The organism is Geodermatophilus sp. SYSU D00814, assembly GCF_054050055.1.
Genome location: NZ_JBJGYP010000002.1, coordinates 15,585 through 34,683 on the forward strand (window position 1 = coordinate 15,585; position 19,099 = coordinate 34,683).

General features: G+C 74.3%; 23 protein-coding genes. 15 read left to right on the top strand and 8 right to left on the bottom strand.

Going from position 1 to position 19,099, the window contains the following annotated elements; all coding sequences use genetic code 11:
• Positions 1-27: 27 nt before the first annotated feature.
• Positions 28-540: a DinB family protein gene (locus ACI780_RS01635; RefSeq protein WP_456869710.1), complete on the bottom strand. Its 513-nt coding sequence runs from the start codon at positions 538-540 to the stop codon at positions 28-30.
• 161 nt (positions 541-701) lie between these two features.
• On the opposite strand from ACI780_RS01635, the gene ACI780_RS01640 reads away from it, so the two are divergent.
• From ACI780_RS01640 to ACI780_RS01655, 4 genes are all read left to right on the top strand, one after another.
• Positions 702-884: a hypothetical protein gene (locus ACI780_RS01640; protein ID WP_456869711.1), complete on the top strand. Its 183-nt coding sequence runs from the start codon at positions 702-704 to the stop codon at positions 882-884.
• A gap of 533 nt (positions 885-1,417) precedes the next feature.
• On the top strand, positions 1,418-3,202 hold the full coding sequence (locus ACI780_RS01645) for a glycosyltransferase family 2 protein (protein ID WP_457000524.1): 1,785 nt from the start codon (positions 1,418-1,420) through the stop codon (positions 3,200-3,202).
• Positions 3,199-5,184, top strand: coding sequence for a galactose oxidase-like domain-containing protein (locus ACI780_RS01650; RefSeq protein WP_457000525.1), 1,986 nt, complete (start codon positions 3,199-3,201; stop codon positions 5,182-5,184). The genes ACI780_RS01645 and ACI780_RS01650 overlap by 4 nt, the downstream gene beginning before the upstream one ends.
• Positions 5,181-6,266: a glycoside hydrolase family 6 protein gene (locus ACI780_RS01655; RefSeq protein WP_457000526.1), complete on the top strand. Its 1,086-nt coding sequence runs from the start codon at positions 5,181-5,183 to the stop codon at positions 6,264-6,266. Before ACI780_RS01650 ends, ACI780_RS01655 begins: the two co-directional genes overlap by 4 nt.
• 16 nt (positions 6,267-6,282) lie before the next feature.
• Here ACI780_RS01655 and ACI780_RS01660 read toward each other — a convergent pair whose 3' ends face one another.
• The 4 genes from ACI780_RS01660 to ACI780_RS01675 form a co-directional block, all read right to left on the bottom strand.
• On the bottom strand, positions 6,283-6,510 hold the full coding sequence (locus tag ACI780_RS01660; protein ID WP_456869715.1) for a hypothetical protein: 228 nt from the start codon (positions 6,508-6,510) through the stop codon (positions 6,283-6,285).
• Positions 6,511-6,641: 131 nt separating this feature from the next.
• Positions 6,642-7,238: a YdeI/OmpD-associated family protein gene (locus ACI780_RS01665; protein WP_456869716.1), complete on the bottom strand. Its 597-nt coding sequence runs from the start codon at positions 7,236-7,238 to the stop codon at positions 6,642-6,644.
• A 2-nt stretch (positions 7,239-7,240) separates the two neighbouring features.
• A complete protein-coding gene (locus tag ACI780_RS01670) occupies positions 7,241-8,362 on the bottom strand; it encodes an epoxide hydrolase family protein (protein ID WP_457000527.1) in 1,122 nt (373 codons plus the stop codon).
• Between the two features lie 140 nt (positions 8,363-8,502).
• On the bottom strand, positions 8,503-8,739 hold the full coding sequence (locus ACI780_RS01675) for a hypothetical protein (RefSeq protein ID WP_456869718.1): 237 nt from the start codon (positions 8,737-8,739) through the stop codon (positions 8,503-8,505).
• A 50-nt stretch (positions 8,740-8,789) separates the two neighbouring features.
• On the opposite strand from ACI780_RS01675, the gene cutA reads away from it, so the two are divergent.
• Complete coding sequence (gene cutA / locus ACI780_RS01680) at positions 8,790-9,116, top strand: divalent-cation tolerance protein CutA (RefSeq protein WP_457000528.1); 327 nt, start codon at positions 8,790-8,792, stop codon at positions 9,114-9,116.
• A gap of 25 nt (positions 9,117-9,141) precedes the next feature.
• Here the strand turns inward: cutA and ACI780_RS01685 are convergent, their stop codons facing one another.
• Both ACI780_RS01685 and ACI780_RS01690 read right to left on the bottom strand, forming a co-directional pair.
• Positions 9,142-10,041: an NADP-dependent oxidoreductase gene (locus tag ACI780_RS01685; RefSeq protein WP_456869720.1), complete on the bottom strand. Its 900-nt coding sequence runs from the start codon at positions 10,039-10,041 to the stop codon at positions 9,142-9,144.
• A gap of 67 nt (positions 10,042-10,108) precedes the next feature.
• The gene (locus tag ACI780_RS01690) at positions 10,109-10,396 is read right to left on the bottom strand and encodes a DUF6343 family protein (protein WP_456869721.1); all 288 of its coding nucleotides are present in this window, start codon (positions 10,394-10,396) and stop codon (positions 10,109-10,111) included.
• Positions 10,397-10,457: 61 nt separating this feature from the next.
• Between ACI780_RS01690 and ACI780_RS01695 the strand changes: the two genes are divergently transcribed.
• The 9 genes from ACI780_RS01695 to ACI780_RS01735 all read left to right on the top strand — a co-directional run bounded on the left by ACI780_RS01695 (position 10,458) and on the right by ACI780_RS01735 (position 17,594).
• Positions 10,458-10,877: a hypothetical protein gene (locus tag ACI780_RS01695; protein WP_457000529.1), complete on the top strand. Its 420-nt coding sequence runs from the start codon at positions 10,458-10,460 to the stop codon at positions 10,875-10,877.
• Positions 10,878-10,926: 49 nt separating this feature from the next.
• Complete coding sequence (gene prfB, locus ACI780_RS01700) at positions 10,927-12,039, top strand: peptide chain release factor 2 (RefSeq protein WP_456869723.1); 1,113 nt, start codon at positions 10,927-10,929, stop codon at positions 12,037-12,039.
• A gap of 136 nt (positions 12,040-12,175) precedes the next feature.
• Positions 12,176-12,865 (top strand): cell division ATP-binding protein FtsE, encoded by a 690-nt coding sequence (ftsE, locus tag ACI780_RS01705; protein ID WP_089404684.1) that lies wholly within the window; start codon positions 12,176-12,178, stop codon positions 12,863-12,865.
• A gap of 47 nt (positions 12,866-12,912) precedes the next feature.
• Positions 12,913-13,797, top strand: a complete 885-nt coding sequence (ftsX, locus tag ACI780_RS01710; RefSeq protein WP_456869724.1) for a permease-like cell division protein FtsX — start codon at positions 12,913-12,915, stop codon at positions 13,795-13,797.
• A 67-nt stretch (positions 13,798-13,864) separates the two neighbouring features.
• Entirely contained in the window at positions 13,865-14,914 is a 1,050-nt protein-coding gene (locus ACI780_RS01715) for a hypothetical protein (RefSeq protein ID WP_457000530.1), read from the top strand.
• Between the two features lie 9 nt (positions 14,915-14,923).
• On the top strand, positions 14,924-15,400 hold the full coding sequence (gene smpB / locus ACI780_RS01720; RefSeq protein ID WP_089404687.1) for an SsrA-binding protein SmpB: 477 nt from the start codon (positions 14,924-14,926) through the stop codon (positions 15,398-15,400).
• On the top strand, positions 15,400-16,323 hold the full coding sequence (locus tag ACI780_RS01725; protein WP_457000531.1) for an NADP-dependent oxidoreductase: 924 nt from the start codon (positions 15,400-15,402) through the stop codon (positions 16,321-16,323). The genes smpB and ACI780_RS01725 overlap by 1 nt, the downstream gene beginning before the upstream one ends.
• Entirely contained in the window at positions 16,320-17,213 is an 894-nt protein-coding gene (locus ACI780_RS01730; RefSeq protein WP_457000532.1) for an amidohydrolase family protein, read from the top strand. Before ACI780_RS01725 ends, ACI780_RS01730 begins: the two co-directional genes overlap by 4 nt.
• The gene (locus tag ACI780_RS01735) at positions 17,214-17,594 is read left to right on the top strand and encodes a VOC family protein (RefSeq protein WP_457000533.1); all 381 of its coding nucleotides are present in this window, start codon (positions 17,214-17,216) and stop codon (positions 17,592-17,594) included.
• 7 nt (positions 17,595-17,601) lie between these two features.
• On the opposite strand, the gene ACI780_RS01740 is transcribed toward ACI780_RS01735, so the two are convergent.
• Positions 17,602-17,922, bottom strand: coding sequence for a GYD domain-containing protein (locus ACI780_RS01740; protein ID WP_456869729.1), 321 nt, complete (start codon positions 17,920-17,922; stop codon positions 17,602-17,604).
• Positions 17,923-18,088: 166 nt separating this feature from the next.
• On the opposite strand from ACI780_RS01740, the gene ACI780_RS01745 reads away from it, so the two are divergent.
• On the top strand, positions 18,089-19,096 hold the full coding sequence (locus tag ACI780_RS01745) for a GNAT family N-acetyltransferase (protein ID WP_457000534.1): 1,008 nt from the start codon (positions 18,089-18,091) through the stop codon (positions 19,094-19,096).
• Positions 19,097-19,099: the final 3 nt, after the last annotated feature.

The following is a 19,099-nucleotide window of genomic DNA, read 5'->3' on the forward strand; positions in this document are numbered from 1 at the left end:
CGATCGGGGCGCGTGCCCGAACGGAGGTCAGCCCATCGTCTTCTGGCCGTCGATCGACTCCCGCAGGATGTCGGCGTGGCCGGCGTGCTGGGCGGTCTCGGCGATCACGTGCAGGAACACGCGCCGGACCGACCAGCAGGCGCCCGGCTCGAACCAGGGTGCCTCCGGCAGCGCGTGCTCGGCGTCGAGGTCGGGCACGGTGGCGACGAGCTCGTCGGTGTGCCGGGCGACCTCCTCGTAGTGCGCCAGCACGCCGGCCAGCGTCTCCCCGGGCGCGAGGTGCCAGTGCCGGTTCGCGGCGTCGGGGCCCCAGTTGCGGTTCATCGCCTCGGCGCCGCCCTCGGCGAACCGCACCCAGCCGGCCTCCGTGGCCGCCACGTGCTTGATCAGCCCGGCCAGGTTCAGGGCACTGGCGGTCGGCCGCCGCGTCGCCTGCTCGTCGGTCAGGTCGCGGACGGTGAACCGCAGGAACGCGCGGTGCCGCCGCAGCGACTCGATCAGGTCGGCGCGCTCGCGGGTGAGGGTGGTCGAGCCGGTCACGGGGTCCCCTTCGGTCGTCCTCCGGTGGGTCGGCGCCGACGCTAGGGGGAGGGAGTGCCGGACGGAACGGATCGGCACCTGCCGATGATCCCGACGTATCAGAACCGTCACACCTGCGTCCTAACGTGCAGCTCACAGGCACCGTTGGCCAGGAGGTCGTCATGGGTCCGACCATCACCAGCATCGACCGGCTCGACCTCGACATCGCGGTCGCCTACATCGCCCTCGGCGTCGCGCGCAGCGCGTGGGACCGGTGCCCGAGCCCGCAGAACGCCTCCGCCGTCGACGAGGCGGAGGGCTCGGTCAACCGCCTGCTCGAGGAGCGGTTCGCCGCTCAGCAGTGACGAGGCGACACCCGCCGTCGGCGGCCCGGTCCCGGTGGTCGATGCTGGAAGGGGTCTGAGGGGCCTCTCTCGTATCGGAAAGTGACGAGAGTCACTCTCGTGACCTCAGTGATGGTCACGGACAGTCATCACGGACCCGCGAGTCGTGCCCGACACACCGCGTCGTCGGCGCCATGGTGCAGGTTCCCCCGATCGGTACGACATCCGACGAGCGCGCGTGCTTACCGTGCGTCAGGCACCCGGCCGGGTGCTGACCGAGAGGACCCGATCGGCTCCCCCCGATCCCGCGCACCGGCGCGCGGGTGCGGGACCGGACCGCCGGAGCCTGCCGCGACGCCGGCAGCCCCGGACGGCCCCGTTCCCCGGGTCCTCCGTCCTCGCCTGTCCACCGGCGGCGCGCACCCGCGTGCGTGCCGTTCCGCTCGACTGTCGAATGGGTCCCGCCTTGCTCGTAACCGCTCTGCCCTGCCGCGCGCCGTCGGCCCCGTCGGTCGCCTCCCGGGAAGGAGGCAGCCTCCCGGTCACGTCCCGGTGTGGCTGACCGCACCCCGGCCGCGACCTACCCCTACGCCGACTTCAGCGAGCTCGCCGGTCCCCTGCAGGAGCCGACGACGGACGGCCGCGTCCAGTTCCGGCTGATCACCCGAGGCTGGGCCCGGTTCCGCGCGCGGCTGCTGGTCCTCGGCGCCTTCGGCTTCGAGCTCGGCTTCCTCGTCTGGCTGCTGCTGCCCTCCCACCACGCGCAGTACGTCGGCGACTGGCGCTCGGTGCTCGCGTACGTGCTGCTCGGCAGCGTCGCCGTGATCGGCCTGCTGCAGATGGTCAACGTGATCACCCTGGCGCTGGCCACCCTCAACGCCCGCGACCCCGTCCCCATGACGCCGCTGGCCGGCCAGCGGGTCGCCTTCATCACCACGATCGTCCCCGGCAAGGAGCCGCTGGAGATGGTCCGGGCCACCCTCGAGGCCGCCTGCCGCATGCACTACGACGGTCGGCTCGACGTCTGGTTGCTCGACGAGGGCGACGACGCGGCCGTCCGGACGATGTGCACCGAGCTCGGCGTCCGGCACTTCACCCGCAAGGGGATCGAGCGCTGGAACCAGCCGACCGGCGGCTTCAAGGCGCGCACCAAGCACGGGAACTACAACGCGTGGCTCGACGCACACGGCGACGACTACGACCTGTGGGTCTCGGTCGACACCGACCACGTGCCCCACGCGAACATGGTCGAGCGGCTCGTCGGCTACTTCCGCGACCCCGACGTCGCCTTCGTCGTCGGTCCGCAGGTGTACGGCAACTACGACAACGTCGTCACCAAGGGCGCGGAGTCGCAGCAGTACATGTTCCACAGCGTGCTGCAGCGGGCGGGCAACCGGCTCGCCTCGGCGATGTTCGTGGGCACGAACAACGCCGTCCGCATCACGGCCCTGCGCGCCATCGGCGGGCTGCAGGACTCCATCACCGAGGACGCCGCCACGAGTCTGGTGTGGCACTCCTCGCGCAACCCGGAGACCGGCGCCCGCTGGAAGTCGGTGTACACCCCCGACGTCCTGGCCGTCGGCGAGGGGCCGGGGACCTGGCGGGACTTCTTCACCCAGCAGCACCGGTGGGCCTGCGGCGCGGACCAGACGATCCTGCAGCAGTACCGGCGTCACTTCCGGCAGCTGTCGTGGGCCGGCCGGGCGCACTACACGATGCTGCTGGCCTACTACCCGTCCGCGGCGGTCAGCTGGGTGCTCGGCGCGCTGAACCTCAGTGCCTTCATGCTCACCGGCGTGGGTGGCCTGGTGGTCACCGCGCAGCTGTGGCTGATGCTCTACGTGAACTCCGCGGTGCTCCACCTCGGCGTCTACTTCTGGAACCGCCGGCACAACGTGAGCCCCCACGAGCAGGAGGGCTCCTCCGGCGTGGCCGGGATGGCGATGTCGGCGATGTCGGCGCCGGTCTACGTCCAGGCGCTGCGGCAGGCGGTGCTCCGGCAGGAGCCGGGCTTCGTCGTCACCCGCAAGGGCGCGGTGTCCGGTGACCACCTCGGCGTCTTCCGGCGTCACCTGGCCTGGGGCGGCCTGTTCGTCGGGGTGGTCGTCGCCTCCGTGCCGCTGGGCCACGTGCACCCCGCCGTCCACGCCTGGGCGGTGCTCAGCGCCCTCATGTGTCTCTTCCCCGTCGCCTGCTGGCTGACGACCACCGCCGCCCGTCGCCAGGCGGCGCCCGCCTACCGGATCGAGGACAACGTCATCCCCGACACGCCTGCCATCGCCTCCGCCGTCGTCGCCCCCGTGCAGCTCGCGCGCGTCCCGCAGGAGAGCCTCCGATGAGCCGTCGGGTGGCCGGACCGCTGCGCCGGCTGCGCAACGCGGCGCTGGTCAGTGCCGCCGCCACGGGTGTCGTCGCGGCGAACGGGCCGGTCGTGGTCGACGTCGCCGAGCGCCTCCACTACGAGTACCAGCGCAACCAGGAGGACTACCAGGCGCAGAACGGCTTCTGGGAGACCGTCGAGCTGCCGGAGGAGTACCGGGTCTCGGCGATCCACGCGGCGCTGCTGTCCACCGGCAAGGTGCTGCTCATCGCCGGCTCGGGGAACAACGCGGAGCGGTTCGAGGCGGGCTCCTTCCGCTCGATCGTCTGGGACCCGGTGACGGGCGACACCAAGGAGGTCCCCACCCCCGAGGACCTCTTCTGCGGCGGGCACGCCTACCTGCCCAACGGCAACCTCCTCATCGCCGGCGGCACCCGCCGGTACGAGCGGCTCGACGAGCAGGTCGACCGGGCCGCCGGCGTCCTCACGATCACCAACGACCACGAGGAGGCGATCACCCTGCCCGTGGGCACGGAGTTCACCTCCAGCGGCCTGACCTACACCTCCACCGAGGAGGTCACGGTGCCGGCCTGGCACCAGATGCCCGACGGCTCGCCGATGAGCGGCGTCGCCGACGTGTGGGTGGAGGCCGAGGGGACCGGCGACGAGTACGTCGCCGAGGAGGAGCGCTCCTACGGGGTGCAGGGCCTCCCGGCCGCCCAGCGGGCGGAGCTGTCCATCCGCGGCGCCGGCGTGACCAAGCAGAAGCAGAACTTCCAGGGGCTCGACGCCTCCTACGAGTTCGACGTCGCCACCGAGACCTACCGGCCGACCGGCCGGCTGGACGAGGCCCGCTGGTACCCCACCCTCATCGGCCTCGAGGGGGGCCGCGTCCTGGCCGTCTCCGGTCTGGACGAGTACGGCCGGATCCTGCCGGGCGACAACGAGATCTACGACCCGGCCACCCGAACCTGGACCGACCAGCCCGACCTCTTCCGGTACTTCCCGACCTACCCGGGGCTGTTCCGGCTGGCCGACGGCCGGCACGTCTTCTACAGCGGCTCCAACACCGGGTACGGCCCCGCCGAGGCCGGGCGCCAGCCCGGCATCTGGGACGTCACGGACAACTCCTGGCAGGACGTCCACGGCCTCGAGGACCCGGAGTACAACGAGACCAGTGCCTCGTTCTTCCTCGCCCCGGTGCAGGACCAGCGGGTCGGCATCGTCGGCGGCGGCCTGGTCGGCGACAGCCCGGAGTCGACCGACCGGTTCAACGTGGTCGACCTCGACGACGGGGTGGCCCCGCGCTACGAGCCGGCGCCGGAGTACCCGAGCCCCGTCCGCTACCTCAACGCGGTCACGCTGCCCGACGACACGACGCTGCTCACCGGCGGCTCCGTGGACTACCGCGGCAACGAGGAGAGCGACCTGAACCTGACGACCCTCTACGACCCGGCCACCGGCACGCTGCGGGAGGTGGCGCCGAACTTCATCGGCCGCAACTACCACGCGACCGCGCTGCTGCTGCCCGACGGGCGGGTCATGACGATGGGCTCGGACCCGCTGTTCGCCGACGCGGAGGAGACCCGCAGCGGCACCTTCGAGACGCGGATCGAGATCTACTCGCCGCCGTACCTCTTCGCGGGGGACCGGCCGGAGATCACCGGCGCCCCGGAGGAGATCACCCGCGGGAGCAGCTTCGCCGTCACCACCGACGGCGCCGAGGTGGCCGAGGCCCGGCTGCTGCGGCCGAGTGCCGTCACGCACCAGACCGACACCGAGCAGCGGTCCGTCGCGCTCGAGGTCTCCCCGGGCAGCTGTCCCGAGGACGGCGGGGCGCACGCCGCGGCCGGGCACTGCCCGGACGGCTGCTGCGGGAGCGGGACCGTCGAGCTGACCGTCCCGGAGGAGGAGGGGCTGGCGCCGTCGGGCTGGTACATGTTGGTCGTGCTCGACGACCAGGGTGTGCCCTCTCCCGCCCGCTGGGTGCACGTCGGATGACCGCACCCACCCGCCGTCGGCGGTGGCTGCGCGGTGCGGTGCTGGGCACCGTCGCCGCCTCCACCGTCGCCTGCGGGGGTGGCGGGACGCCGGACACCGCCACCCCCGAGGAGAGCCGGGCCGGGAGCAGCGAGCCCACGACGGCGACGCCGACCGAGGACCCGAGCGACAGCCGGCTCGCGGGGCAGGAGCTGTGGCTCGACCCCGAGGGGCACGGTCCCGTCGCGGTGGAGCAGGCTCGGGCCGAGGGGCGCACCGAGGACGCCGAGGCGCTCACCGAACTGGCCGAGCAGCCGACCGCCGTCTGGATCGCCTCGCCGGAGAACCCGTTCCCGAGGGTGGAGCAGGTGTCACTGGCCGCCGCGGAGGAGGGCGAGCTCCCGGTGCTGGTGGCCTACAACGTGCCGGGGCGCGACTGCGGCCTGTACTCCAGCGGCGGCGCCTCCGACGCCGACGCCTACCTCTCCTGGATCGGCAGCTTCGCCGCGGCCCTCGGCGACCGCCCCGCCGTGGTCGTGCTGGAGCCCGACGCCGTTCCCCAGGCGCTGGTCGGCTGTCCGGGCGTGGACCCCGCGGCGCGTTACGAGGTCCTCTCCCAGGCGGTGGCCATCCTCGACCGGCAGCCCGGAGCGCGCGTCTACGTCGACGCCGGCAACGCCAGCTGGGTCCAGGACCTGCCGGCGCTCGCCGACGCGCTGCGCCGCAGCGGCATCGACGTGGCCGACGGGTTCGCCCTCAACGTCTCCAACTACGAGACGACCGAGGCCAGCACGGAGTACGGCACCGAGCTGTCCCGCGTGCTGGAGGGCGGTGCCCCCGAGGGGGCACCGCCCGCCCACTTCGTCGTCGACACCAGCCGCAACGGTGCCGGCCCGCCGGAGGACAGCGGCAGCGAGGAGGGCCGCTGGTGCAACCCGCCGGGGCGGGCGCTCGGCGAGCCGCCGACGACCTCCACCGACGTCCCCCGGCTCGACGCGCTGCTGTGGGTCAAGCAGCCCGGCGACTCCGACGGCACCTGCGGTGGCGGGCCCCCGGCCGGTCAGTGGTGGCCCGAGGCGGCCCTGGAGCTGGTGGCCGGCTGACGCACCGGCCGGTGCGTCAGTCGCCCCAGGGGATGTAGTTCGACCCGCCGCCGAGGGCGGTGAGCACGAGCATGCCGGTGAAGGCGAGCACGATGAACGCCACCACGACGGCGAACAGCAGCCATCGGCGGTCCTCGATGCCGGGCTTGCTGCTCTCCTCCGGGGCGGCGGGTGCGTTCGTCGCCTCGGTGGGCGGTGGGGGTTCCTCGGCCGCGGCGGGCGGCCGGTCGACGGGAACGGTCATGACGACTCCCTGACGTGGGCGTCCCGGGCGCCGGGTGGTCGGCGTCCGGGGACGACGCTAGGACGGTCACGGGTCGCCGGAACGGGTCGGAGGTCCCTGCTCCGCGGGCCCGAGGACACGCCCCCGGCAGGTCAGCGGGCGGTGCCCGGCTGCCGCCACTGGTTGGCCCGCTCGCCGCGCGCGGCCCGCTCGACGGTCTCGGTGAGCCGGCGGTCGCGGGTGTCCTCGGTCCGGGCGGCGAGCAGCCACTCCAGGACGGCCCGCCGCGTGCTCCGCGGGAAGGCGTCCCAGGACCGGCGCGCCTCGGGGACCGCGTCGAGCCGGGCGGCGAGGTCCGCGGGCTCGACCAGCTCCTCGACCTCGTCGAGCGCGCTCCAGCTGCCGTCGGCCTGCGCGGCGCGCACCGCGGCCAGGCCGGCGTCGGCCATGAGCCCGGCGTCGGTGAGCCGCGCCACCCGCTCCTTGTTCTTCCGCGACCAGTTGCTGCCGGGCCGGCGCGGGGTGAGCAGCAGCTGGCTGCGCCGGTCGTCCAGCGACCGCGGCCGGCTGTCCACCCAGCCGAAGGCCAGCGCCTCCTCGACGACGGCGTCGTAGTCGACGTGCGGCTCCCCGGAGCCCGTCTTCCACGTCACCAGCCAGATGCCGGGGGAGGTGGCGGAGTGCTCGGCGAGCCACGCCCGCCACTGCGCCCGGCTGGTGACCAGGACCTGCTCCCGCTGCGGCGCCACGGTCAGCGCAGCGGCTCGAAGAAGGCCCGGATGTCGGCGGCGAGCAGGTCGGGGACCTCGTGCTCGGCGAAGTGCCCGCCGCGCGGCAGCTCGGTCCAGGAGTCGACCCGGCCGGTGCGCTCGACCCAGGAGCGCGGGGTGCGGAAGAAGTCCGCCGGGAGCATCGCGTAGCCGGTGGGGACGTCGATGGTGCCCCAGCCGCCGGCCGCGTGGAGGTTCTCGTAGTAGAGCCGCATCGACGAGCCGATCGTCCCGGTCACCCAGTAGACGGTCAGCTCGGCGAGGATCTCGTCACGGGTGAACGCGTCCTCGACCGACCCGTCGTTGTCGCTCCAGGCGCGGTACTTCTCCACCAGCCAGGCGGCCAGGCCCGCGGGGGAGTCGTTGAGCGCGACGGCCGGGGTCTGCGGCGTCGTCCCCTGCAGGAGCGCGTAGGCGAAGTGCCGGTCCCGGAACGCCCGGGCGTCGTCGACCATCTGCCGCTCCTCGGCGGTGAGGTCGGCGGGCAGGGAGTCCAGGTCGGTCCACGGGTTGCTCCCGCTCACGTGCAGCCCGACGACCGCCTCGGGGTGGGCCATGGCCATCGCCGCGGCGACCCCGGCGCCGATGTCGCTCGCCCGCACGCCGTAGCGGGCGTGGCCGAGCTCCTCGGTCATCAGCCGGTGCAGCGCCTCGGCGACCGGCCCGTTGCTCACCCCCGGCGCGGTGGGCCGCGCGGAGAACCCGTAGTCGGGCAGGGACGGGACGACGACGTCGAAGCCCTCGGCGGCCAGCAGCGGGGTGATCTTGCGCATCTGCAGCGAGGTCATCGGCCAGCCGTGGAGCAGGAGCAGCGGCAGGCCCGGGGCGGTGGCGCTGCGCCCCCGCACGACGTGCAGCCCGAACCGCCCGGCGGGGGTGTCGACGTCGGCCCACAGCTGGTCGGCGTCGTTGAGCGCCTTCTCCTCGGCCCGCCAGTCGTAGCCGTCCCGCCAGTACGCCACGAGGTCCTGCAGGTAGCCGACGTCGGCGCCCCGGTCCCAACCGGGGGCCACGCTGTCGGTCCACCGCGTGCGGGCCAGGCGGTCGCGGAGGTCGGCGAGGACGGCGTCGTCGACCGCGACGGTGTAGGGACGCGTCGGCACCGTCGACCTCCGTCCGGGACGTCGGAGTGGCGTCCCCAGGGGGGCGACTGGGGACGCCGTGCCGGAGCGTCGCAGGCCCGCGCCGGGTGAGGCCAATGCCGACGGTGATGCGCAGCCGGCATGGCCCCTGCCGCCCCGGGTCAGCCGCCGCGCTCGACCTCGGCCTGCACGATGCCGCCGATCGCCGTCTGCAGGGCGGGGTTGGCCGTGTCGCCCTCGGCGAGCGCGGCGCGGGCGTCCTCCGGCAGCAGGGCCGGGTCGACCTCGTCGAGCCACCTCACCTCGCCGCCCACGCGGCGGCCGACCTGCAGCCCCTCGGTGCTCTGGCGGAGGACGTACTGGTCGCCGTCGATGTCGATCGTCAGGTCGTCGGTCATGGGCGGCCCCTACCCCGCGCGCACCCGGGCACGCCCCGCAGGATGGCGGCGTGGACACCGAGGTGGTCGAGGTCGTCGTCACCGGGCCGGACGCCGGCTGGCTGGCCGGCTACACGCGGACGCTGGTGGAGGAGCGGCTGGCCGCCTGCGGGCACCAGCTCACCGCGATCCGCTCGGTGTACCGGTGGGAGGGCGCGGTGCACGACGAGCCGGAGACCCGCGTGGCGCTGCACACCCGCCGCTCGCTGGTCCCGGCGCTGGTCGCCCGCACGCGCGAGCTGCACCCCTACGACGTGCCGTGCGTCCTCGCCGTGCCGGTGGCCGGCGGTGACCCCGACTACCTGCGCTGGGTGCTCGCCGAGACCCGCGAGCCCTAGACCTGCGAGCGCTGGACCCGCAGCGCTAGGGGGTCAGCACCAGCTTGCCGCGCACGTGCCCCTCGCGGCTGCGCCGCAGCGCCTCGGCGGCCCGCTCCAGGGGGTAGGTGTCGGCGACCGGCAGCCGCAGCCGGCCGTCGGCCGCCAGCCGCGCGACCTCGGCCAGCCGGGGCGCGGCGCCCTCGCTGCTGGTGGTCACGTGCACGCCGAGGTCGCCGGCACCGAAGTCGGCGACGGTGACGACCCTGCCGGGGTCGCCGGTCAGCGTCACCAGGTCGCGCACCGAGCCGCGGCCCGCGGTGTCGACGGCGCCGTCCACCCCGTCCGGGACGAGTCCGCGCACCCGGTCGGGCAGGCCCTCGCCGTAGGGGGTGTGCAGCGCGCCGAGGGACCGGACGTAGTCGGCGTTGGCCGGCGAGGAGGTGCCGACGACCCGCAGCCCCCGGCTGACGGCGACCTGCACGGTGGCCCCGCCCACGCCGCCGCTGGCGCCGTCGACGACGACGGTGGCGCCCTCCGGCAGCCCGAGCAGGTCGAGCACGCGGACGGCGGTCTCCCCGGCGACGCCGAGCCCGGCGGCCTCCTCCAGGCCGGTGCCCGCCGGGACGGGCGCCCAGGCGGTGAGGACGGCGTGCTCGGCGGCCGTGGCGCGGCCCAGCCCGAACACCGCGTCGCCGACCCGCACGCCGGTCACGCCCTCGCCGACCTCGTCGACCACCCCGGCCGCGTCGACGCCGGGCACGGCCGGCCCGTCCGGCGCGGCGCCGCGGGCCATCAGGCCGGTGACCTGCTTCCAGTCGATCGGGTTGACGCTCGCGGCGCGCACGGCCACGCGGACCCGGCCCGGTCCGGCGTGCGGCTCGTCGACCTCCCCGACGCCCACGACCTCGGGATCCCCGTACTCCGTGTAGACGACGGCGCGCATGGACGGCTCCTCCCGGACGGCGGTGACGTGCGGCTGCAACCGCCGTGACCGCCGACACCTTCCGGCCCTAGCCGGGTTCTCCGCGCAGCTTGCGCCGGGCCACCACGACGAGGTCGACCAGCGCCACCGCGGCCAGGACGAACAGGAGCACCGCGGGCCAGGCCGGCAGGTCGGTGCCCAGCCACAGGATCCCGAACACCGTGCACGTGACCAACCCGAAGGCGGCCAGCACCAGCCGGAGGGTGAGCGCCGACTGCGCCGGCGCCGCGCCGCCGATGCCCGCCGTCGGGTCGTGGTGGTCGGGCAGGCCGCGCTCGTAGTCCGCGCGGGTGCGCTTCCGCCGGGGCTCGCTCATGCCACCGGGGGTACCCGGCGCCGCCCCGGCCACCCGGCGGGGCGCTGCGAGGATGGCGGGCGTGACCCCGGCTGCCCGCGACACCCCCGCCGTCCTGCGCGACCTCGGCGCCGCCCTGCTGGGTGCGGTGCCGGCCGGCGCGGCGCGCGTCCGGTACCGCGCCACGGTGGTCGGGGACGTCCGCCGCGACGAGCTCGTCGCCGACCCCGGCGACGGGCGGCCGCTGCCGGTGGCGGTGCCCGACGCCGTCCGCGCCGCCGTCGAGGAGCTCAAGCGGGTCATGTGGACGCCGGAGCGCGGCACCTGGCTGCAGACCGAGATGGTCCTCGACCGGTCCACCGGCCGGCTGCTGCCGCTGTTCAACGGCGACGCCGAGCCCGCCGGCCCGCCGCTGCCGCGCGAGGCGCTGCTCGCGGAGCTGCGCGACTTCCCCCGCCCGCCCGGCGCCGTCCCCGGGTGGATGGCCGAGCGGACCGGCTGACCGCGCCGCCCCGCCCCCCCGGCGCGCGGGCGCACTACCCTGGATCGACGTGGCCGCAGACTTCTCCGTCGTCCTCGACGAACTCGACACGACCCTCAGGAGCATCGAGTCCGTCCTCGACGTCGACCGGCTGCGCCGGGAGGTCGCCGACCTCGAGCAGCAGGCCGCCGCGCCCGACCTCTGGAACGACGTCGAGGCCGCGCAGGCGCTGACCTCCCGGCTGTCCTACCTGCAGGGCGACCTGCGTCGGGTCGAGGAGCTGCGCAGCCGGCTCGACGACGTCGGCCTGCTGCACGAGATGGCCGCGGAGGAGGACGACGCGGACACCGCGGCCGAGGCCGAGCGGGAGCTGGAGAGCCTGCGCAAGGCGATCGACGAGCTCGAGGTCCGCACGCTGCTCAACGGCGAGTACGACTCCCGCGAGGCGCTGGTGACCATCCGCTCGGAGGCCGGCGGGGTCGACGCCGCGGACTTCGCCGAGATGCTCATGCGGATGTACCTGCGCTGGGCCGAGCGGCACCGGTACGCCGTCGAGGTCTACGACACCAGCTACGCGGAGGAGGCCGGCATCAAGTCGGCCACCTTCGCCGTCAAGCAGCCCTACGCCTACGGCACGCTGTCGGTCGAGCAGGGCACCCACCGGCTGGTGCGCATCTCGCCGTTCGACAACCAGGGCCGCCGGCAGACGTCGTTCGCCGGCGTGGAGGTGCTGCCCGTCGTCGAGCAGACCGACCATGTCGACATCCCGGAGAACGAGATCCGCATCGACGTCTTCCGGTCGAGCGGGCCCGGCGGGCAGAGCGTCAACACCACCGACTCCGCCGTCCGGATCACCCATCTGCCCACCGGCATCGTCGTCTCCTGTCAGAACGAGAAGAGCCAGATCCAGAACCGGGCCGCGGCGATGCGCGTGCTGCAGGCGCGGCTGCTGGCCAAGCGGCAGGAGGAGCAGCGGGCGGCCATGGACGCGCTCAAGGGCGAGGGCTCCAGCTGGGGCAACCAGATGCGCTCCTACGTGCTGCACCCGTACCAGATGGTCAAGGACCTGCGCACCGAGCAGGAGACCGGCAACACCGCCGCCGTGCTCGACGGCGACATCGACTCCTTCATCGAGGCCGGCATCCGGTGGCGCCGGCAGCAGGAGAGCGTGCCGGCCGGCTGAGCGTCGCCTCGGTCACACCGCGGCGCGGGTGGGAGCGCGATCCCGCTGGGTAGCGGGGGAGGTCGCAGAACCGCTCCCGGTGCGTCTCGGTGCCAACCGACCAGGGTGCGGCTCCGGACAGGTACCGTGGCCCCTCGTGATCGAATTGCAACACGTCACCAAGCTCTACCCGGCCAGCCCCCGGCCGGCCCTCGATGACGTGACGACGGAGATCGACAAGGGGGAGTTCGTCTTCCTCATCGGCTCCTCGGGCTCCGGCAAGTCGACGTTCCTCCGCCTGCTGCTCAAGGAGGACGACCCGACCCGCGGCACGATCACCGTCAACGGCAAGACGCTCAACGGCATGAGCAAGTGGCAGGTGCCCAAGCTCCGCCGCACCATGGGCTGCGTCTTCCAGGACTTCCGCCTGCTGCGCAACCGCACGGTGGCGGAGAACGTGGCCTTCGCCCTCGAGGTCATCAACAAGCCGCACCGCACCATCAAGCGCGTCGTCCCCGAGGTGCTGGAGATGGTCGGCCTCGACGGCAAGGCCAACCGGCTGCCGCACGAGCTCTCCGGCGGTGAGCAGCAGCGGGTGGCCATCGCCCGCGCCTTCGTCAACCGGCCGCTGGTGCTGCTCGCCGACGAGCCCACCGGCAACCTCGACCCGGAGACCAGCGAGGGGATCATGCTGCTGCTGGAGCGGATCAACCGCACCGGCACCACCGTGATCATGGCGACGCACGACTACCACATCGTCGACTCCATGCGCCGCCGCGTCATCGAGCTCAACGGGGGCCAGATCACCCGCGACCAGTCGCGCGGCGTCTACGGCGTCGGCCGCTGACCGCTGGTCGCCCCCCGCCACCTCCTGCACCTCACGACAGGGAACCCATGCGCGTCAACTTCGTCCTCTCCGAGGTGGCCACCGGGCTGCGTCGCAACCTGACCATGACGGTCGCGATGATCCTGACCACGGCCATCTCGCTCGGTCTCATGGGGACCGGCCTGCTCATCGCCGGGATGATCTCCGACATGAAGGAGATCTACTACGACAAGGTGCAGGTCTCCATCTTCCTGGCCGACGACGTCACCGACGAGCAGCGCAGCGCCATCGAGACCCAGCTCGCCGACTCGCCGGAGGTGGCCACCTACCTCTACGAGTCCAAGGACGAGGCCTACGAGCGCTTCCGGCAGCAGTTCTCCCAGCAGCCCGAGCTGGTCGAGAACACCCCGCCGGACGCGCTGCCGGAGAGCTTCCGCGTGGAGCTGGTCAACCCCGAGCGCTACGAGGTCATCGCCGCGGAGTTCCCCAACGGGCAGGACGGCGTCGACCAGGTGCGCGACGAGGGTGACTTCCTCGACCGGCTGTTCAGCCTGCTCAACGGCGCCCGCAACGCGACGATCGCCGTGGCGGTGGTGCAGGCGCTGGCGGCCCTGCTGCTGATCTCCAACACGATCCAGCTCGCGGCGTTCAACCGGCGCAACGAGACCAACATCATGCGGCTGGTCGGCGCCTCCCGCTGGTACACCCAGCTGCCGTTCATCCTCGAGGCGGCGCTGGCCGGGCTCATCGGCGCGATGCTCGCCGTCGGCGGCCTGGTGCTGACCAAGGTGCTCTTCGTCGACAAGACGCTGGCCGGGCCGATCAAGGCCGGGATCATCCCGCCGGTCGACTGGAGCGCGATCGCCACGATCAGCCCGATCATCGCCGCCGCCGGCGTGGGCCTGGCCGCCGTCGCCGCGTACGTCACGCTGCGGCTCTACGTCCGGCTCTAGTCCGTCCGGTGGCCGGGGTCCCGCGCCTCCCGTCGCGGCCGGAGCCGGAGGCGGGTAGGAAGCGGGCATGACGACGGCCGACGTCAGCGGGATCCACGAGCAGGCGGCAGCGGGGGCGGGGGACGTCGACGCCGGGCGCGCCGACGTCCGCCTGCACCTGCGGCGGCTGGGCGGCGTCGGTGCCTTCGGCACGGACGACGACGACCCGACCGAGGGGCTGCTGACCGCGGTGCGGATGGTGCGCCGGCTGGCGTCGGTGTCGCTGGCCACCGCCTTCGCCGCGTGGTCGCAGCGGATGGTGCTGGAGTACCTGCGCACCTCCCCGCCGGCCGCGCCGCTCGACGGCCTGGTCGACGGCCTGCGCGCCGGCACCGTCCCCGGCGCGAGCGCGATGGCCCCGGCGCTGGCCGACCTCGCCGGCACCGGCACGCTGCCGGTCACCGCCACCCGCGACGGCGACGGCTGGCGGCTGTCGGGCACGGTCACCTGGGCGTCGAACCTCTTCGACGACGCCGTCGTGGTCACCCCGGTGCGGACCTCCGAGGAGGGGCGGCTGGTGGTGTGCCTGCGCCGCACCGACGACGGCGTGACCCCCACCGAGCCCTACGACCTGCTCGGCCTCAACGGCACCGGCACCGGCGGGCTGGACCTCGACGGGGTCGCCGTCGGCGCGGGGCACGTGCTCAGCGACGACCTAGCCTCCTTCGTCGCCGTCTGCCGCCCGGCGATGGTGCTGCTGCAGACGGCGATGGCCGTCGGCGTCACCGACGCGGCGCTGACCGCCTCCACCGAGCACCGGCCCGCCGTCCTGCGCCCCGACGGCGACGCGCTGGGCGAGCGGCGCGACGACGTCGTCCGCCGGCTGGAGGACCTCGCCGGCGACCGGGTCGGCGTGCACCCCGGCGACCTCGCCCGGCTGCGGCTGACCGCCCTCGACCTCGCCGCCGAGGCGGTCCGGTTCGAGTCGGCGGTGGCCGGGGGAGCGGGTTACCTGGCCGGCAGCGACACCGCCCGCCGGGTGCGCGAGGTGGCGTTCCTGCCGGTGCAGGCCCCCACGTACGCCCAGCTGCGCCGGGAGGTCGCGGCGGCCGAGGGCGGGCGGGCACCGGCCCGGTAACCTGGGAGGATGCCGCGGGAACAGGGGCGCAAGCTCATCGCCCAGAACAAGAAGGCGCGGCACGACTACTCGATCCTCGACACCTACGAGGTCGGTCTGGTGCTCACCGGCACCGAGGTGAAGAGCCTGCGCGCCGGCCGGGCGTCGCTGGTCGACGGTTTCGCCACCGTCGACGGCGGCGAGGTGTGGCTGCAGCACGTCCACATCCCCGAGTACACGCAGGGGACCTGGACCAACCACGCCCCGCGCCGCAAGCGCAAGGTGCTCATGCACCGCGAGGAGATCGACAAGCTGATCGGCAAGACCCGCGAGGGCGGCCTGACGCTCGTGCCGCTGGACCTGTACTTCAAGGACGGCAAGGTCAAGGCCACCCTGGCGCTGGCCAAGGGCAAGAAGTCCTACGACAAGCGGCACGACCTGGCCGAGCGGGACTCCCGCCGGGAGATCCAGAAGGCGTTCGGCCGGTACGTCAAGGGCCGCCGCTGATGCGGGGCGTCGCCTACGACCGGTTCGGCTCCTCCGACGTCCTGGCGCTGCGCGACGACCTGCCCGACCCGCCGGTCGGGCCCGACACCGTGCTGGTGCGGGCGCACGCCGCCGGGGTCAACCCGGTCGACGTCGGCATCCGCGAGGGACACCTGGCCGGGGCCTTCCCGCACCACTTCCCGATCGTGCCGGGCTGGGACCTCGCCGGCACCGTCGAGGCGGTCGGGCCGGCGGTCCACGACCTCGCCCCCGGTGACGAGGTGTTCGGCTACCTGCGCCGCGACGACGTCCAGTGGGGCACCACCGCCGAGCTGGTGCCCGCCCCGCAGCGCTGCGTGGCGCGCAAGCCGGGCTCGCTGTCCTTCGCCGAGGCCGGCGCCCTGCCGCTGGCCGGGCTGACCGCCTACCAGGCGCTCTCCGAGGCGCTCGACGTCGGCGAGGGCGACCGGGTGCTGGTGCACCGGGCCGCCGGCGGGGTCGGGTTCTTCGCCGTGCAGATCGCCGTCGCGCTCGGCGCCCACGTGATCGGCACCGCGAGCCCCCGCAACCACGGCTTCCTGCGCGACGCCGGCGCCGCCGAGGTGCTCGACCACGCGGCCGGCCCGGTCAGCGGGCAGCTGTCCGAGCCGGTCGACGCCGTCCTCGACCTCGTCGGCGGCGACACGCTGGCCGACGCGCCGCGGCAGGTCCGCGACGTCTCCCGCGTCGCCAGCGTCGTCGACCCGGCGGTCAACGGGATGGGCGGGCGCTACGTCTTCGTCCGGCCCGAGCGGCACGACCTCGAGGAGCTCGGCCGGATGGCCGACGCCGGGCAGCTGCGGGTGTCGATCGCGCGGGCGTTCCCGCTGGAGCGCACCGCCGAGGCCCACGACCTCGTGGCCGGCGGCCGGGTGCGCGGCAAGGTCGTCGTCACGCTGCGATGAGCGTGCCCCCGCCGGTCGACGACGCCGACGTCCCGCGGTTCTGGCGCGAGCTGGGCCTGCCCGGCCTGGTCGACGTGCACGTGCACTTCCTGCCGCCCCGGGTGCAGGCCAAGGTGTGGGGCTACTTCGAGGCGGCGCGGGAGCACTACGGCACCGACTGGCCGGTGCACTACGCGCTGCCGGAGGACGAGCGGCTGGCCGTGCTCGGCCGGCTCGGCGTGCGGGCGTTCCCCACGCTGCCCTACCCGCACAAGGCGGGGATGGCCGCCTGGCTCAACGACTGGTCGGCCGCCTTCGCCGACGCCCACCCGCAGGTGCTGTCCTCGGCCACGTTCTTCCCCGAGCCCGAGGCGCCGTACTACGTGGCCGAGGCGCTGCACCGCGGGGCCCGGGTGTTCAAGGTGCACGTGCAGGTGGGCGGCTTCGACCCGCGCCACCCGCTGCTGGAGCCGGTGTGGTCGCGGCTGGAGGAGACCGGGACACCGGTGGTCGTCCACTGCGGCTCGGGTCCGCTGCGCGGCGAGCACACCGGCCCCGGGCCGGCGGCCGGCCTGCTCGAGCGCCACCCCGGGCTGCGGCTGGTGGTCGCCCACCTCGGGATGCCCGAGTACCGCGAGTTCCTCGACCTCGCCGAGCGGTACGAGCACGTGCACCTGGACACCACCATGTTCGCCACCGGGTTCACCGAGCGGCTCATGCCCTTCGACCGGGCGCTGCGGCCGCGGCTGGGCGCGCTGCGCGAGAAGGTGCTGCTCGGCAGCGACTTCCCGTCCATCCCGTACCCCTACGCCGAGCAGCTGGCGGCCCTCGCCGGGCTCGACCTCGGCGAGGACTGGCTGCGCGCGGTGCTGCACGACAACGGCGCCCGGCTGTTCGCCCTGGAGGACTGAGTGCCCACGTCCCGCCTCACCGCCGCCGTCCTCGGCACCCCGGACCCGCGCGGCCTGGCCCGCTTCTACCAGCGGCTGCTCGGCTGGCCGATCCGCGACGACGAGCCGGAGTGGGCGACGCTGCGCCCCGCCGACGGCAGCACCGGGCTGTCCTTCCAGCTCGAGGCCGGCCACGTGCCGCCGGTGTGGCCGCCGGAGCCCGGCACCCAGCAGATGCAGCTGCACCTCGACGTCGAGGTCGACGACCTCGAGGCCGCCTGTGCCCTGGCCGAGGAGGCCGGCGCCTCCCCGCTCGGCGGGCACGAGGACGAGCACGAGGTGGTGCGCGTCTACGCCGACCCCGCCGGGCACCCCTTCTGCCTGTTCACCCGGCGGGCCTGACCCTCGCTCAGCCGGTCGGCGGCTGGTAGGTCGGCTGCAGCCGGACCGCCTCGTCGACCTCCTCGGGGGTCATGAGGACCACGGTCCGCACGCGGGCCACCCCGCTGCTGTTCACCGTGAGCGCCATGGCGGCCGCGGTCCGCGCGTCCGGTAGTTCGGCGATCGCGTAGACGTCGTCGGTGCCGAAGGCGAAGTGGAAGGTCTCCAACCGGCCGCCGACCTCGGTGGCCATCCTCTCGATGGCCGCACGTCGCGCTGTGCCTCCCGCGGCGATGATGGCCTTCGTCGCCTGCGGTGTGTACTCGCCGATGAAGAGGAAGCGGGGCATGTCGACCTCCCGGGCTGACCCCCGTGCGCAGCGCATGCTCCGACGTCCGCTCCCTGGGGACAACGACCCTCCGCGCGGCCGGCCCTGCGGCGGCGTGGCGGCGACGTACCGTCGGCGCCCGGAACTCGCTCGCGCCCCCACCCCGCCCCACCTACCCTCCCGTCCCGTGGCCGCTCTCCCTGCCGACGTGACCGGCCTGCCCGAGGGCCTCACCGCCCGACCGCTCACCCTCGACGACGCCGACGCCGCCGCCGGGCTGCTCGCGGCCGCCGAGGCGCTCGACGGCACCGGGGAGCACGAGGACGCCGACGACCTCACCGAGTGGTGGGGCAACGAGATGGTGGACCTGCGGCGCGACGGGCGCGCGGTGGTGACGGCGGAGGGCCGGCTGGCCGGCTGGGCGACGTCGATCGCCTCCCGGGGCGGCCGCGACGCCCTCCGCGTCTGGTCCGAGGGCCGGGTGCACCCGGAGTTCCGCGGCCGCGGCATCGGGCGGGCGCTGGTCGACTGGCAGGTGCGCCGCGGCACCGAGCAGCACGCCGACCTCGCGCCCGCGGGGCTGCCCGGCCGGCTGGTCGCCTCGGTGTGGCCCGCCATGACGTCGCTGGAGTCGCTGCTGCGGCGCAGCGGCTTCGAGGTCGAGCGGCTCTTCGCCGCCATGGAGCGGCCGCTGACCGACCTGCCCGCCGTGTCCGCGCCGCCCGGGGTGGAGATCGTCCCCTTCGACCCGGACCGCGACGACGAGGTCCGCCGGGCGCACAACGCCTCCTTCACCGCCCACCACGGCTCCAGCGAGCGCGACGAGGAGGCCTGGCGGACCTGGTTCACCGGGCAGAGGGCGTTCCGCCCGGAGCTGTCGGTGCTGGCCCTCGCCGACGGCGCGGTCACCGGCTACGCGCTGGCCTACGTCTACGACGCCGACACCCGCGCGACCGGCGTCCGCACCGCCCACCTCGGCCAGATCGGCGTCCTCCCCGCGGCCCGCGGGCGGGGCGTCGCCTCGGCGGCCATCGCCGCCGCGCTGGCCGCAGCCGCTGCCGGCGGCTGCGGGCAGGCGGCGCTCGACGTCGACACGGAGAACACCACCGGCGCCTTCGCGCTCTACGAGCGCCTCGGCTTCCGCGTCGCCCGCACCTACCACTCCTGGGCCCACCCGGTGCCGCCGCTGGCCTAGGGT